Genomic DNA, 13,051 nt, shown 5'->3' on the forward strand with positions numbered 1-13,051 from the left:
CGTCAGCAAAAGCGCAAACGTCACCACCCCCATCCGCCCGCTAACGCGGGCACCTTCCCCGCAAGGGGGAAGGATGGTGCGAACCTTCTGGCGGAGGGGGTAAGAGCCAGCGTCTCATCCAGATAGGCAAGGCGCAAATACCGTCCGGGAGGAGCGGCATGAGCAATAGTGGGACCAGCGGGAGCGTCACCACCGATACGGCCCGATCGGCTGAGCTTGGAACCGTTGCCCGGTTCTTCAAGGCAACGGAGCTCGATCCGCGGCTTCTCGGCATGATCATCGCCATGGGGATCATCTGGGTGATCTTCGACATTCTCACCGGCGGGCTTTTCCTTTCGCCGCGCAATTTATGGAACCTGTCGGTGCAAAGCTCGTCCATCGCCGTCATGGCGACGGGCATGGTGCTGGTCATCGTCACGCGCAATATCGATCTTTCCGTCGGCTCTATTCTCGGCTTCGTCGGTATGATCATGGGCGTGACGCAGGCCGAATGGCTGCCGCAGGCGATGGGCTTCGAAAATCCCGCCACATGGATCATCGTGCTGGCGCTCGGCCTCGTCGTGGGCGCGCTCGTCGGGGCGCTGCAGGGCTTCATCATCGCCTATCTGGGCGTCCCGTCCTTCATCGTCACGCTCGGCGGCCTTCTCGTCTGGCGCGGCGCGGCCTGGTGGGTGACCTCGGGGCGCACCGTCGCGCCGATGGACTCCACCTTCCGCCTGATGGGCGGCGGGCCCGCAGGCTCGATCGGCGCGACATGGAGCTGGGTGGTGGGCGTCATCGCCTGCCTGGGGCTTATCGGCCTCATCCTCAACGGGCGGCGGCAGCGCAAGCGCTTCGATTTTCCACGCCGTCCGGTCTGGGCGGAAGTGTTGATGGCCATTGTCGGCAGCGCGCTTGTGCTCGGCGCCGTGGCCATCGCCAATGATTATCCCTGGCCGGGGCCGGTTGCCGCCCGCTATGCGGAAGCGCACAATATTCCTGTTCCCGAGGGCGGGCTGTTCATCGCGCATGGCATCGCCATTCCTGTCCTCATCGCCATCGGCGTCGGCATTATTATGACGTTTCTGGCGAACCGCACCCGTTTCGGCCGCTATGTCTTTGCCATCGGCGGCGATCCGGAAGCGGCGGATCTGGCAGGCATCAACACCAAATGGGTGATCATGAAGGTGTTCATGCTTATGGGCGCGCTTTGCGCCATATCAGCCGCCATCTCCACCGCCCGTCTCAACGCCGCCACCAATGCGCAGGGAACGCTGGATGAGCTTCTCACCATCGCCGCGGCCGTCATCGGCGGCACATCGCTTGCAGGCGGCGTCGGCACCGTCGCGGGGGCGATGCTGGGCGCGGTGATGATGCAATCGCTGTCGTCGGGCATGGTGCTTCTCGGCCTCGATTCTCCCCTGCAGAATATCGTGGTCGGCATCGTGCTCGTCATCGCCGTATGGCTCGATACGATCTATCGCCGGCGGCTGTCGTGAACGCGAGGAGCAAGATCATGGCCAACAAGCCTCTCGTGGAGATGGAAAACATCTCGATTGCCTTCGGCGGCATCCGCGCCGTCGATGATGCTTCCGCCGATCTTTATCCGGGCGAGGTGGTGGCACTTCTCGGCCATAACGGCGCGGGCAAGTCGACGCTGATCAAGATCCTCTCCGGCGCCTATAAGCGCGACAGCGGCACGATCCGCATCAATGGCGAGGAAGCCACGATCAACAATCCGCGCGACGCCAAGGGTTACGGCATCGAGACGATCTACCAGACGCTGGCGCTCGCCGACAATGTCGACACCGCCGCCAATCTTTATCTCGGCCGCGAGCTGATGACGGCATGGGGCACGCTGGACGATGTGGCGATGGAAGCGGCAGCGCGCGAGGTGATGGGCCGTCTCAACCCCCGCTTCCAGCGCTTCAAGGACCCGGTGAAGGCGCTCTCCGGCGGCCAGCGCCAGTCGGTGGCGATCGCCCGCGCCATCCTGTTCAATGCCCGCATCCTGATCATGGACGAGCCGACCGCAGCGCTGGGCCCGCAGGAGACGGCGCAGGTGGGCGAGCTGATCCAGCAGCTGAAAAACGAAGGCATCGGCATCTTCCTCATCAGCCACGATATCCATGACGTCTTCCACCTTGCCGACCGCGTGGTGGTGATGAAAAATGGCCGTGTCGTCGGGACTGCACGGGTGGGTGATGTCACGGAGGACGAGGTGCTCGGGATGATCATTCTCGGCAAGTGTCCGCCGGGGGCGGTGCCTGGGCCGGGGGCGATAGGTGGGTGACGGATAGTTTGGAAGCGTTGTGCGGCAGCACCCCCCTCTGCCCTGCCGGGCATCTCCCCCTCAAGGGGGGAGATCACGCTCTCATCGACGTGCGGCACCAATCGCAAACGTCGAGGGATGAGTGCCGGGGCTAGTGTCGGCTAATCTCCCCCCTTGAGGGGGAGATGCCCGGCAGGGCAGAGGGGGGTGTGCACCAGCGTTGCCGTCTGGAAGCAAAGCATTGTGAGGAGAGGACGACCATGAAGACCATCAAGGGACCGGCGATATTTCTGGCGCAGTTTGCGGGGGATGCGGCGCCGTTCAACTCATTCGATTCCATCTGCGAATGGGCGGCGTCGCTGGGTTACAAGGGTGTTCAGATCCCAACATGGGATGCGCGGCTGTTCGACCTCACCAAAGCTTCCGACTCCAAGGATTATTGCGACGAGATCAAGGGTGTGGCGGCAAGCCATGGGCTCGAGATCACCGAGCTTTCGACGCATTTGCAGGGCCAGCTGGTAGCGGTTCATCCAGCCTATGACGTCGCCTTCGACGGCTTTGCCGCACCGGAAGTCCGGGGCAATCCGCAGGCGCGCACCGAATGGGCCATCGATCAGGTCAAGCGCGCCATTCGCGCATCGAACCGTCTCGGCCTCAATGCCCACGCCACCTTCTCCGGCGCGCTGGCATGGCCCTATGTTTATCCCTGGCCGCAGCGCCCGGCGGGTCTTGTCGAGACTGCCTTCGATGAGCTTGCGCGGCGCTGGCATCCGATCCTCGATTACGCGGAGGAGAATGGCGTCGATATCTGTTACGAGATCCACCCCGGCGAGGACCTTCACGACGGCATTTCCTACGAGATGTTCCTCGACCGCGTGAACAACCATGCGCGGGCGAACCTGCTCTACGATCCCTCGCATTTCGTGCTGCAGCAGCTCGATTATCTTGACTATATCGACATCTATCATGATCGCATCAAAGCCTTCCATGTGAAGGACGCCGAGTTCAACCCGACCGGCCGGCAGGGCGTCTATGGCGGTTACCAGAGCTGGGTGAACCGGGCCGGGCGCTTCCGCTCGCTGGGCGACGGGCAGGTGGATTTCGGCGCGATTTTCTCCAAGCTCACCGCCTATGATTATGCCAGCTGGGCGGTGCTGGAATGGGAATGCGCGCTGAAACATCCGGAAGACGGCGCGCGCGAGGGGGCAGAGTTCATCAAGAAGCACATCATCCGCGTCACCGAACATGCGTTCGATGATTTCGCCGGGGCCGGTACCGACGATGCCGCCAACCGCAAGATGCTCGGCCTGAAGTAAGACTGGAGTGGGTTATGACGATTGAAGCAAGCAAGCAGGAACGGAACGCGGGGCGCATCCGGCTCGGCATGGTCGGCGGAGGTCAGGGCGCGTTTATCGGCGCGGTGCATCGCATCGCCGCGCGCATCGATGACCAGTATGAGCTGGTGGCCGGCGCGCTTTCCTCCGATCCGCAGCGCGCCAAGGCGTCCGCGCTGGAACTCGGCATCGCGCCCGATCGCGCCTATGGCTCTTTCGAGGAAATGGCGAAGGCCGAAGCAGGCCGGCCCGACGGCATCGAAGCGGTCGCGATCGTCACGCCCAACCATATGCATGCGCCTGCGGCCAAGGCGTTTCTGGAAGCGGGCATCCATGTCATCTGCGACAAGCCGCTGACGCTCAATGTGGATGAAGCCCGCGAACTGGTCGATCTTGTCGACAAATCGGGCAAGGTCTTCGCCGTCACCCATAATTACACCGGCTATCCGATGATCCGGCAGGCCCGTGCGATGGTGGAAAAGGGCGAGCTTGGCGAAATCCGGCTGGTGCAGGCGGAATATCCGCAGGACTGGCTCACCGAGCGGGCGGAAGTTTCCGGCAGCAAGCAGGCCGAGTGGCGCACCGATCCCAAGCGCTCCGGCGCGGGCGGCTGCATCGGCGATATCGGCACTCATGCCTATAATCTCGCCTGCTTCGTTACCGGGCTGGAACTGGATGAGTTGCTGGCGCAGCTCACCACTTTCGTGGAAGGCAGGCAGCTTGATGACGATGTGCAGATTCTCTTGCGCTGGAAGGGCGGCGCCAAGGGCATGCTCTGGGCAAGCCAGGTGGCGGTGGGCAATGAGAACGGGCTGAAGCTGCGGGTCTATGGCACCAAGGGCGGCCTTGAATGGACGCAGGCCGACCCCAACTATCTCTGGTTCACCCGCTTCGGCGAGCCGAAACAGCTGCTGACGCGCGGCGGCGCGGGCGCTTGGCCCGAGGCGGCGCGGGTGACGCGCGTTCCCGCCGGGCATCCGGAAGGCTATCTCGAAGGCTTCGCCAATATCTATGCCGAAGCCGCCCGCGCCATTCAGGCGGCGCGTAGCGGCGAAAAGCCGGATGAGGCGGTAACCTTCCCGACGGTCCGCGACGGGCTCAAGGGCATGGAGTTCATCGAAGCGGCGGTCGCCTCCTCCAGTGCCGGCAATGTATGGACCAAGGTCGGATGAGCGAAGTCTATCCCCTCTCCCCAGCTGAGCCGCCCGAGCCAAAAATATTGCTCGAAGCCGAAGGGATTTCGAAATCCTTCGGCCCGGTCGAGGTGCTCAGGGATATCAGGCTGCAATTGCAGCCGGGTGAGGTCCACGCCATCATCGGCGAGAACGGCGCAGGCAAATCGACGCTGATGAAGATCCTTTCGGGGCATCTTATGCCATCGAAGGGAACGCTCCGGATGGATGGCGAGAAGATCGCCTTCACCGGCCCGGTCGATGCGGAGAGGCACGGCATCGTTCTCGTCCATCAGGAAATCCTGCTCGCGCCCGACCTGACGGTGGCGCAGAACATCTATCTCGGCCGCGAACTCCGCAAAGGGCTGGTGCTGGATGACCGCGCCATGGCCGAGGGCGCGCATCGGGCGGTGCTCGATCTCGGCGCCGACATCGATCCGGGAACCGTGGTGAACCGGCTTTCCATCGCGCAGCGCCAGCTCGTGCAGATCGCCCGTGCGCTGCTGGTGCCGCACAAGCTCGTCATCTTCGATGAGCCGACCGCTTCTCTCACGCCCGTCGAAACCGAGGCGCTTCTGAAAGTCATCGCCGCGATCAGGAAGAAGAATGCCGCGGTGCTTTATATTTCGCACCGGCTGCCCGAGGTGAAAACCATCGCTGACCGCGTGACGGTGCTGCGTGACGGGCAACTTGTCGGCACCCATGCGGCCGGCGATCTCGAGCCGGTCGATATGGCGCGGCTGATGGTCGGCCGGGACGTCTCCAAGCTCTATCCTGACCGCGCCGGTGTGAAGACCGGCGAGATTGTTCTCGAAGTCGAGACTATGACTGTGCCGGGCTTTGCCCGAAATGCGGGTTTTTCGCTAAAGCGCGGTGAAATTCTCGGCTTTGCCGGGCTCGTCGGGGCGGGGCGGACGGAGCTGCTGGAGGGTATTCTCGGGCTTCGGCCCGCGCATGGCACGGTTCGCCTGAAGGGCAAGCCGGTCAGCTTTCATCATGTGAAGCAGAGCATGGATGCGGGGATCGTCTATCTCTCCGAGGATCGCAAGGGCAAGGGGCTGCTGCTCGGGCAAAACCTCAAGGTCAACCTGACGCTTGCCGGGCTCGACCGCTTCGTGCGCGGTGTTCTGATCGACGGCAAACGCGAGGATGAGGCGCTCGACAAGGCGGTGCGCGATTTCGACATCCGCACGCGCAACCGCGACCTTCTTGCCGGGCAGCTCTCAGGCGGCAACCAGCAGAAGCTGCTCCTCGCCAAGATGATGCTGCTGGACCCTGAAATCGTCATCATCGACGAGCCTACGCGCGGCATCGATATCGGCACCAAGGAACAGATCTATAAATTCATCCACGCTCTTGCGGCGGAGGGAAAGGCGGTTATCGTAATCTCGTCGGAAATGCCCGAACTGATCGGCATTTGTGACCGTATCATCGTCATGCGCAATGGGGAGATCGCCGGGGAGGTTTCAGGCGAGCACATGACGGAAGCCGAGATCGTGGTGCTTGCCACCGGCGCAAATATGGGGGAGGCCGCTTTGATAGCGGAAACTGCATGAACAATATGACGGCGGCGCAAACCGCGAAACGGTCTTGGGGGGATATCGATCTCAGGGCCGTCGCGCCTTTCGTGGCGCTGGCGGCGCTGTTCGTCTTCGGCGCGCTGGTCAATCCGAATTTCCTGTCGCTCGACAATCTGATGAATGTCGCCACCCGCAGCGCCTTCATCGCCATCATCGCCGTCGGCGCGACCTTCGTCATCTCGGCGGGCGGGCTCGACCTTTCCGTGGGCTCGATGGCGGCCTTCGTTGCCGGGACGATGATCCTGTTTCTCAATACCGGCACCGTTTCCGGCGATACAGGCATGATCGCGGCGGCGATGCTGATGGCGCTCGCGACCGGGGCGTTGTGCGGCCTCACCAACGGGCTGATTACGACATTGGGCCGGATAGAGCCTTTCATCGTCACGCTCGGAACAATGGGCATCTTCCGCGCGCTGACGATCTATCTGGCGGAAGGCGGCTCCATCGCCATCAAATCGCAGGAACTGCGCGCCGCCTACCGGCCCGTCTATTTCGGCGATGTTTTGGGCGTGCCGATCCCGATCATCGTCATCCTGCTGGTCGGGGCGGTCGGTGCCTTCCTCCTCTACCGTACCCGCTTCGGCCGCCATGTCACGGCGGTGGGGTCGAATGAGGATGTGGCGCGCTATTCGGGCATTTCGGTCAACCGGGTGCGGACGCTCACTTATGTCATTCAGGGGCTGTGCGTCGCCATCGCCGTGCTGGTCTATGTGCCGCGGCTTGGCGCTGCGACGCCGACGACGGGGCTGCTGTGGGAGTTGCAGGCGATCACAGCCGTCGTCATCGGCGGCACCGCCTTGCGCGGCGGCGTCGGGCGCATCTGGGGCACGATCTGCGGCGCGCTGATTCTGGAAGTCGTCGGCAACATCATGGTGCTGTCCGACCTCGTCAGCGAATATCTCATCGGCGCGGTTCAGGGCGCGATCATCATCATCGCCATGCTGATCCAGCGCTCGCTGGGACGGCGTTAGACGTGTGAATTGCGGCTGCCAGTTCGGGTGGCCGTTCATGGAGAGGGCGGCGCAGGGGCCAGCCGCCACCACTCAGGAGGGGCCCTCTAATATCGCATGGTTTCGCCGGTCCACGGTTCGGCGGCCATGTTCCAGGGAGAGAGACAATGAAAACCATATTTGCAGGTTTGGCTGCCTTGGCGCTCGCCTCGGTGGCGACAGTGGCGGGGGCGCAGGACAAACAGGTCCATATCGCCGTTTCCATTCCCGCCGCCGATCATGGCTGGACGGGCGGCGTCGTCTATCACGCGGAACGCGCCAAGAAGACGCTGGAAGCCCGCTATCCGGGCCTGAAGATCACGGTGAAGACTTCGCCGGACGGCGCTTCGCAGGCCAATGCGCTGGAAGACCTGACCGCGCAGGGCATCGACGCGCTGGTGACGCTGCCCCATAATTCCGACGAGCTGACCGACCCGATCCGGCAGGTGAAGGAAAAAGGCACCTTCGTCACGGTCGTCGACCGGGCCTTGTCCGACCATTCGATCCAGGACCTCTATGTCGCCGGCAACAATCCGGAGCTGGGCCGTGTCGCGGGCGAGTACATCAAGAAGGAGCTCGGCGGCAAGGGCGACGTCGTCGTCATCCGCGGTCTGCCCATCGTCATCGATGAGGAGCGCCAGAAAGGCTTCGACGAAGGCATCAAGGGCAGCGAGATCAAGGTGCTGGACCGCCAGTTCGGCAACTGGTCTCGCGACGACGCCTTCAAGGTGATGCAGGACTATCTCGCCAAATATCCGAAGATCGATGCCGTCTGGTGCCAGGACGACGACATGGCCGTGGGCGTGCTCGAGGCCATCCAGCAGGCCGACCGCAAGGATATCAAATTCGTCGTCGGCGGCGCCGGCATGAAGGAGATGATCAAGCGCGTCGCCGATGGCGACAAGATGATCCCGGTCGATGTGCTCTACCCGCCGGCAATGATCGCCACCGCGATGGAGCTGACGGCAGGCCAGTTCTACGACCATGTACCGGTGCGCGGCAGCTACATTCTCGACGCCACGCTGATCACCAAGGACAATGCCCAGGAATTCTATTTCCCGGATTCGCCGTTCTGATCGTTGCGTAAAGCGCCGCGCGTCCGCCTGACACCGTGGACGCGCGGCTTTTTATCCTTACGGCCTCACCAGAAAGGTGACGTGATCCTTCGCCAGCGAAACGGGCAGATCGGCAATCAGCATTGCGTTGATGTTCCAGGTGCCGTTCTCGACAATCGCCCCCGATGCATCCCAGGATCCATCATTGCCGATGGTGATATCCCAAAAGCCGGAAGGCCATTCGAACTCCCGAAGCGAGATACGGATTTTTCGTCCCGCGGGGCCGATGCCCCGGATCGACAGGCCGCCCGGGTGAATAATCTGGTTTTCCACGGGATATGTAATCTTGACCAGTGCAGACACGTACGCTCCTCCGATTCAATCGATCAAATAAAGGCGCTCTTTAGGCGTGGTGTCGCCAAAGCCTGACGCTTTGTGCGCGATCTTCGCTCTAAATACGGTTTGGGGGGGTCCAAGTGATTTCACTTGGCTGCAGCATGCTCTTATCAATCAGGCCAAGCGTGCGCGCCTAGCCGCCAATGCATTAAACTAGCGCACGCCCTTCCCGCGTGCGGGCTGTTCCCTCCTGGCGTTTCTTGGTCTTGTTCGTGGATGGGTTTACCTTAGGGCAGCATCCCTTAACGCCTTCTTCAAGAATTCGTTAAAATTTTCGATTTCTATCATGAGGCGCTGCGATGTTTTATATTCATATATTACTATGTATGAAATTATTATGATTTTCAGATAGTTATGCAGATAAAATGGCGATGAGTATTATGTGGGTAAGTAGACATCGCGAGTTAAGCTCGTATTGCCCTTCCCTCTTTCTCTCAGCGTCGTGTTAACGCCTTCAGTCGAAAGCAACGACCGAAGAATCAACGAATGAAGAAGCGGCTGACCCGCTTGCAGCCGCTCCCCAGCGCCTCCTTTTAATTTTTCGGTTTTCCGGGAATACCTGTCGACACCACCGATACAGGGTCGCTGCCCGGAAAGGTTTCTCTCAAACCTTCCTGTAATTGTTCCTCCAGCTCCACAGGATCGCCCGTACGCTCGTCAGTGCGGGCGTCGCCTGCGCCGCTTTTCTTGTCGAGGCCGCCGACCATATCGGCGTTCGCCAATTCCGAGAGGATAAAGGTTGCTTCCGAGATAAGGACGCTGCGGTCCAAATCCGCCATTTCCTCGTCCTTGGCAAACCGGACCGTCACGTGCTCGCCCTTCTCGCCGACGAATTCAACCGAGGGCGCCTCGCCAGGCGTGGAAGCTGGAATGATACGTGTCTCGCGCAATTGCATCGGCTTTCTCCAAACCATCGGGTTCGTTTCTGATTTGTCCCCCGGCTCCAATTGCTTCCAAAAGCAGTCGATTCCGGTCCTACGAAACAACAGACGGAAAGAGCTTTTGTTCCTTTTCCGGCTCGCCTGCGAGCGACTTTTGTCCGTTTCGCCGGGGTTGCACGGGGAACGTTTATGCAGCCTCGTCGTTAGGATTGTATCTGGAACGAAGGCTTCGCGCTGTCAGGCGGAGCCCGGATAAAAGGAGAGTCACAATGCTTACACGACTTTTGGGAACAACAGCCGCAGTCGCCATGCTGTCGACCGCAGCCTTCGCCCAAACCACCGGGCAGGCTCCTCAGCTGCAGGACTCCGCGCCCGCCCAGACCAGCGACGTCTTCACCTATCCGCCGGAAGTGGCCCCCAAGGTTACGCCCGACAATAATAACGTAAACGCAGCCACCGGCAAGGTCCTGGCTTCGGGCGTTATCGGGCAGGCTGTTTATGACGGCCCGGGCAGCGACGCCAACCGAATCGGCGACATCAGCGACATCGTCATCGGCGAAAATGGCGTGGCACAGGCGGCGGTGATCGGCGTCGGCGGCTTCCTCGGCGTCGGACAGAAGGATGTGGCCGTCAGCTTCGACCATCTCGACCTCGCGACCCAGTCCAATGGTGACCGCTGGTTCGTAACCGACCTCTCGAAGGACGATCTCAACAAGGCGCCGGCCTTTGAGCGGTCCGAGCTCTATACGGGCGGCATCGTGAAGGACAACAAGGCCAGGGATGCTGCGAACGGCACCACGGGCGGTCCATCCTCCACCGGCCCGGTGGCCCAGTGAACTCCTCCAACAGGCCCGCTCCATAGCGGGCCTGTTGCCGTGGCGTGCTGAATTTCGCCTGTTCCCTCCAAGCGTTTGTGGCGGTATGATGGCATGTCGGCTTTCGAGCCGATGCCGGGAGGAACCGGCGAATAATTTATGGATAGGAACAACGGGAGATACTTACATGGAAACTGCTGGTGTCGGCTGGATCGCAGCAATCATTATCGGCGGCGTGGCAGGCTGGCTGGCCGAAATGTTCATGAAGAGCAATATGGGCATCATCGCCAATATTCTCTTGGGCATCGTCGGCGCAATCATCGCCAATGCGATCCTGGGACTCTTCGGTGTCGCGCTTACCGGCTGGATTGGCTATCTGGTCGCGGGCTTCATCGGCGCGTGCATCCTGATCGCCCTCGGGCGCGCCATCAGGCGATAGGAGCCTGTTCGATTTTTGCAGCCGGGACGTCCCCGGCTGCAAGTCTGCAAATATTCGGAATCGTGCTTTAAAAGATTTTCTGGCCGAAGAGGCTGCTTACCAATTCAACGAGCAGATAGGCGGTCTTGCCGCGGTCGTCGAGGAACGGGTTTAGCTCGACAATATCAAGCGAACTGACGAGCCCGCTATCATGGAGCATTTCCATGACAAGATGAGCCTCGCGATAGGTGCCACCGCCGCGCACCGTCGTTCCCGTGCCCGGCGCGATCTCGGGATCGAGAAAATCCGTATCGAAGCTCACATGCAACAAGCCGCCCGCCTGGCTGACCGTTTCGGTGACGCGCTTTATCGCGGGGACAATGCCATTCTCATCGATAAAGCGCATGTCAAAGACGTTGACCCCGGCCCTCGCCAGTTCGGCGCGCTCGGCCGGATCAATCGACCGGATGCCGCACAGGAAAACATGGTTCGGCGCGACAACCGGCCTGTCGTCGGGCAATATGCCGGAAAAACCCTCCGCCCCGCAAAAGAACGCCACCGGCATGCCGTGCATATTACCGGAGAGCGACGTGGCGGGCGTGTTGAAATCGGCATGTGCGTCGAGCCAAAGGACGAAGAGCTTTTTGCCCTGTTCGGCGGCGTGGCGCGCAGCGCCTGCCACCGTGCCCATTGAAAGGCTATGATCCCCGCCGAGAAATACCGGCACGCCGCCCTCTTTCCGCGCATCATAGGCAGCGCGCTCGAGGGTGCGGGTCCAGCCGGCGATGACAGGCGCGTTTTTGACGGCTCCCGGCAAGGCGAAATCCGGAAGCTCTTCGGGCGCGAGATTGCCCCGGTCTTCCACCTCATGGCCGAGCCGCTCCAATGCCGGCCCGATGCCGGCGAGACGCAGCGCCGCCGGGCCCATGGAACAGCCGAGACACTCCGCCCCTTCCTCGACGGGCGCGCCCAGGAGAATGATTTTCTTGTGACCGGTCATGGTTGCCTTTCATGCTTTCAGCGGCTTCCGCCATCGATCAATCGCCGAAACCGGATTATTTCGTAGAATGAATAAGATTCTGTGGCGGTTCAGAGAGCCAGTGCGGCGGAGCGCGCCGCAGCGTCTTTAGAAAGGAGGCCGAAGAGATCGCGCGGATCGGACGGCTCGGCGATGAGGTCGATATCAGCGTAGAAAGCCGTCCCCTGCACCATGTCCCGCAGAAAGCGGAGCACGGAGAAGTCCTCCACCGCGAAGCCGACGGAATCGAAGAGCGTGATCTGCCGGTCCGACACCCGCCCCGGCTTCTCCTGCGCAATGACCTGCCAGATTTCCGTCACGGGATGATCGGCATCGAGTTGCTGAATTTCCCCTTCGATCCGGGTTTGGGGCGGAAACTCGACGAAAATGTCGGACCGCAGCAGGATATCGCGGTGCAATTCCGTCTTGCCGGGGCAATCGCCACCGACCGCGTTGATATGCACACCCGCGCCCACCATGTTGTCGGTCAGCACGGTGGCGCGCCGCTTGTCCGCTGTAACCGTTGTTATGATGTCCGCGCCTATGATCGCCTCCTCGGCGCTCGCAGCCCTGACGATGTGAATGCCCGACGTCTCCATGTTGCGCTGGAACTTACGATAGGCCGCGGGGTCGACATCGAAGACGCGCAGATCGTGGATGCCCAGAATAGACTTGAAGGCGAGCGCCTGGAATTCGGCCTGCGCGCCGAGCCCGATCAGTGCCATGGTTCGCGCGTCCTTGCGGGCAAGATATTTTGCCGCCATGGCTGACGTCGCGGCTGTGCGCAGCGCCGTCGCGATGGTCATTTCCGAAATGAACTGCGGGTAACCGGTCGCTACATCGGCCAGCACGCCGAACGCCGTCACTGTCTGCAGTCCCTGGGGCGGGTTTTGCGGATGACCATTGACATATTTGAAGCCGTAAAGCTCGCGGTCGCTCGTAGGCATCAGTTCGATGACGCCATCATGGGAATGCGAAGCGATGCGCGGCGTTTTCTCGAACTCAACCCAGCGGGCGAAGTCGTGCTCGAGATAGGTGACCAGCTGGCGGAAAAGCGTATCAATGCCGATGGCCCGCACGAGCTCGACCATATGTCGCGTACCAACGAACTGAACCATCCGGCGCTCTCCTTGAACCCTGCC

Annotated in this window: 13 protein-coding genes; 9 read left to right on the forward strand and 4 right to left on the reverse strand. The window is 61.5% G+C overall.

The window, feature by feature from the left end; all coding sequences use genetic code 11:
* Positions 1–158 precede the first annotated feature (158 nt).
* From ACOWVG_RS05355 to ACOWVG_RS05385, 7 genes are all read left to right on the forward strand, one after another.
* Positions 159–1,478, forward strand: a complete 1,320-nt coding sequence (locus ACOWVG_RS05355; protein ID WP_420960470.1) for a sugar ABC transporter permease — start codon at positions 159–161, stop codon at positions 1,476–1,478.
* Between the two features lie 17 nt (positions 1,479–1,495).
* Positions 1,496–2,272, forward strand: coding sequence for an ATP-binding cassette domain-containing protein (locus ACOWVG_RS05360; protein ID WP_420960471.1), 777 nt, complete (start codon positions 1,496–1,498; stop codon positions 2,270–2,272).
* 239 nt (positions 2,273–2,511) lie between these two features.
* The gene (locus ACOWVG_RS05365; protein ID WP_420960472.1) at positions 2,512–3,567 is read left to right on the forward strand and encodes a sugar phosphate isomerase/epimerase family protein; all 1,056 of its coding nucleotides are present in this window, start codon (positions 2,512–2,514) and stop codon (positions 3,565–3,567) included.
* A 14-nt stretch (positions 3,568–3,581) separates the two neighbouring features.
* Entirely contained in the window at positions 3,582–4,757 is a 1,176-nt protein-coding gene (locus ACOWVG_RS05370) for a Gfo/Idh/MocA family protein (RefSeq protein ID WP_420960473.1), read from the forward strand.
* Positions 4,754–6,313 (forward strand): sugar ABC transporter ATP-binding protein, encoded by a 1,560-nt coding sequence (locus ACOWVG_RS05375; protein WP_420960474.1) that lies wholly within the window; start codon positions 4,754–4,756, stop codon positions 6,311–6,313. The genes ACOWVG_RS05370 and ACOWVG_RS05375 overlap by 4 nt, the downstream gene beginning before the upstream one ends.
* Positions 6,310–7,308, forward strand: a complete 999-nt coding sequence (locus ACOWVG_RS05380) for an ABC transporter permease (RefSeq protein ID WP_420960475.1) — start codon at positions 6,310–6,312, stop codon at positions 7,306–7,308. Before ACOWVG_RS05375 ends, ACOWVG_RS05380 begins: the two co-directional genes overlap by 4 nt.
* 146 nt (positions 7,309–7,454) lie before the next feature.
* Positions 7,455–8,402 (forward strand): ABC transporter substrate-binding protein, encoded by a 948-nt coding sequence (locus ACOWVG_RS05385; protein ID WP_420960476.1) that lies wholly within the window; start codon positions 7,455–7,457, stop codon positions 8,400–8,402.
* A gap of 57 nt (positions 8,403–8,459) precedes the next feature.
* Here ACOWVG_RS05385 and ACOWVG_RS05390 read toward each other — a convergent pair whose 3' ends face one another.
* Together ACOWVG_RS05390 and ACOWVG_RS05395 are read right to left on the reverse strand one after the other, a co-directional pair.
* A complete protein-coding gene (locus ACOWVG_RS05390) occupies positions 8,460–8,744 on the reverse strand; it encodes a hypothetical protein (RefSeq protein ID WP_420960477.1) in 285 nt (94 codons plus the stop codon).
* 566 nt (positions 8,745–9,310) lie between these two features.
* Positions 9,311–9,691 carry a hypothetical protein gene (locus ACOWVG_RS05395; protein WP_420960478.1) on the reverse strand — a complete coding sequence of 127 codons (381 nt, stop codon included), beginning with the start codon at positions 9,689–9,691 and terminating at the stop codon, positions 9,311–9,313.
* A 236-nt stretch (positions 9,692–9,927) separates the two neighbouring features.
* Between ACOWVG_RS05395 and ACOWVG_RS05400 the strand changes: the two genes are divergently transcribed.
* Both ACOWVG_RS05400 and ACOWVG_RS05405 read left to right on the forward strand, forming a co-directional pair.
* The gene (locus ACOWVG_RS05400; RefSeq protein ID WP_420960479.1) at positions 9,928–10,494 is read left to right on the forward strand and encodes a PRC-barrel domain-containing protein; all 567 of its coding nucleotides are present in this window, start codon (positions 9,928–9,930) and stop codon (positions 10,492–10,494) included.
* A gap of 166 nt (positions 10,495–10,660) precedes the next feature.
* Positions 10,661–10,912 (forward strand): GlsB/YeaQ/YmgE family stress response membrane protein, encoded by a 252-nt coding sequence (locus ACOWVG_RS05405; RefSeq protein ID WP_420960480.1) that lies wholly within the window; start codon positions 10,661–10,663, stop codon positions 10,910–10,912.
* A gap of 67 nt (positions 10,913–10,979) precedes the next feature.
* Here the strand turns inward: ACOWVG_RS05405 and rocF are convergent, their stop codons facing one another.
* Both rocF and ACOWVG_RS05415 read right to left on the reverse strand, forming a co-directional pair.
* Positions 10,980–11,891 (reverse strand): arginase, encoded by a 912-nt coding sequence (gene rocF / locus ACOWVG_RS05410; RefSeq protein WP_420960481.1) that lies wholly within the window; start codon positions 11,889–11,891, stop codon positions 10,980–10,982.
* A gap of 89 nt (positions 11,892–11,980) precedes the next feature.
* The gene (locus tag ACOWVG_RS05415; RefSeq protein ID WP_420960482.1) at positions 11,981–13,027 is read right to left on the reverse strand and encodes an ornithine cyclodeaminase; all 1,047 of its coding nucleotides are present in this window, start codon (positions 13,025–13,027) and stop codon (positions 11,981–11,983) included.
* Positions 13,028–13,051 lie beyond the last annotated feature (24 nt).

The sequence above is a fragment of the Brucella sp. IR073 genome (assembly GCF_049065735.1).
Classification (GTDB): domain Bacteria; phylum Pseudomonadota; class Alphaproteobacteria; order Rhizobiales; family Rhizobiaceae; genus Paramesorhizobium.

Bases quoted from the DNA above. Each gene is read 5' to 3' on its own strand.
- ACOWVG_RS05355 (WP_420960470.1), top strand. From the start codon at position 159: ATGAGCAATAGTGGGACCAGCGGGAGCGTCACCACCGATACGGCCCGA.
- ACOWVG_RS05360 (WP_420960471.1), top strand. From the start codon at position 1,496: ATGGCCAACAAGCCTCTCGTGGAGATGGAAAACATCTCGATTGCCTTC.
- ACOWVG_RS05365 (WP_420960472.1), top strand. From the start codon at position 2,512: ATGAAGACCATCAAGGGACCGGCGATATTTCTGGCGCAGTTTGCGGGG.
- ACOWVG_RS05370 (WP_420960473.1), top strand. From the start codon at position 3,582: ATGACGATTGAAGCAAGCAAGCAGGAACGGAACGCGGGGCGCATCCGG.
- ACOWVG_RS05375 (WP_420960474.1), top strand. From the start codon at position 4,754: ATGAGCGAAGTCTATCCCCTCTCCCCAGCTGAGCCGCCCGAGCCAAAA.
- ACOWVG_RS05380 (WP_420960475.1), top strand. From the start codon at position 6,310: ATGAACAATATGACGGCGGCGCAAACCGCGAAACGGTCTTGGGGGGAT.
- ACOWVG_RS05385 (WP_420960476.1), top strand. From the start codon at position 7,455: ATGAAAACCATATTTGCAGGTTTGGCTGCCTTGGCGCTCGCCTCGGTG.
- ACOWVG_RS05395 (WP_420960478.1), bottom strand. From the start codon at position 9,691: ATGGTTTGGAGAAAGCCGATGCAATTGCGCGAGACACGTATCATTCCA.
- ACOWVG_RS05400 (WP_420960479.1), top strand. From the start codon at position 9,928: ATGCTTACACGACTTTTGGGAACAACAGCCGCAGTCGCCATGCTGTCG.
- ACOWVG_RS05405 (WP_420960480.1), top strand. From the start codon at position 10,661: ATGGAAACTGCTGGTGTCGGCTGGATCGCAGCAATCATTATCGGCGGC.
- rocF (WP_420960481.1), bottom strand. From the start codon at position 11,891: ATGACCGGTCACAAGAAAATCATTCTCCTGGGCGCGCCCGTCGAGGAA.
- ACOWVG_RS05415 (WP_420960482.1), bottom strand. From the start codon at position 13,027: ATGGTTCAGTTCGTTGGTACGCGACATATGGTCGAGCTCGTGCGGGCC.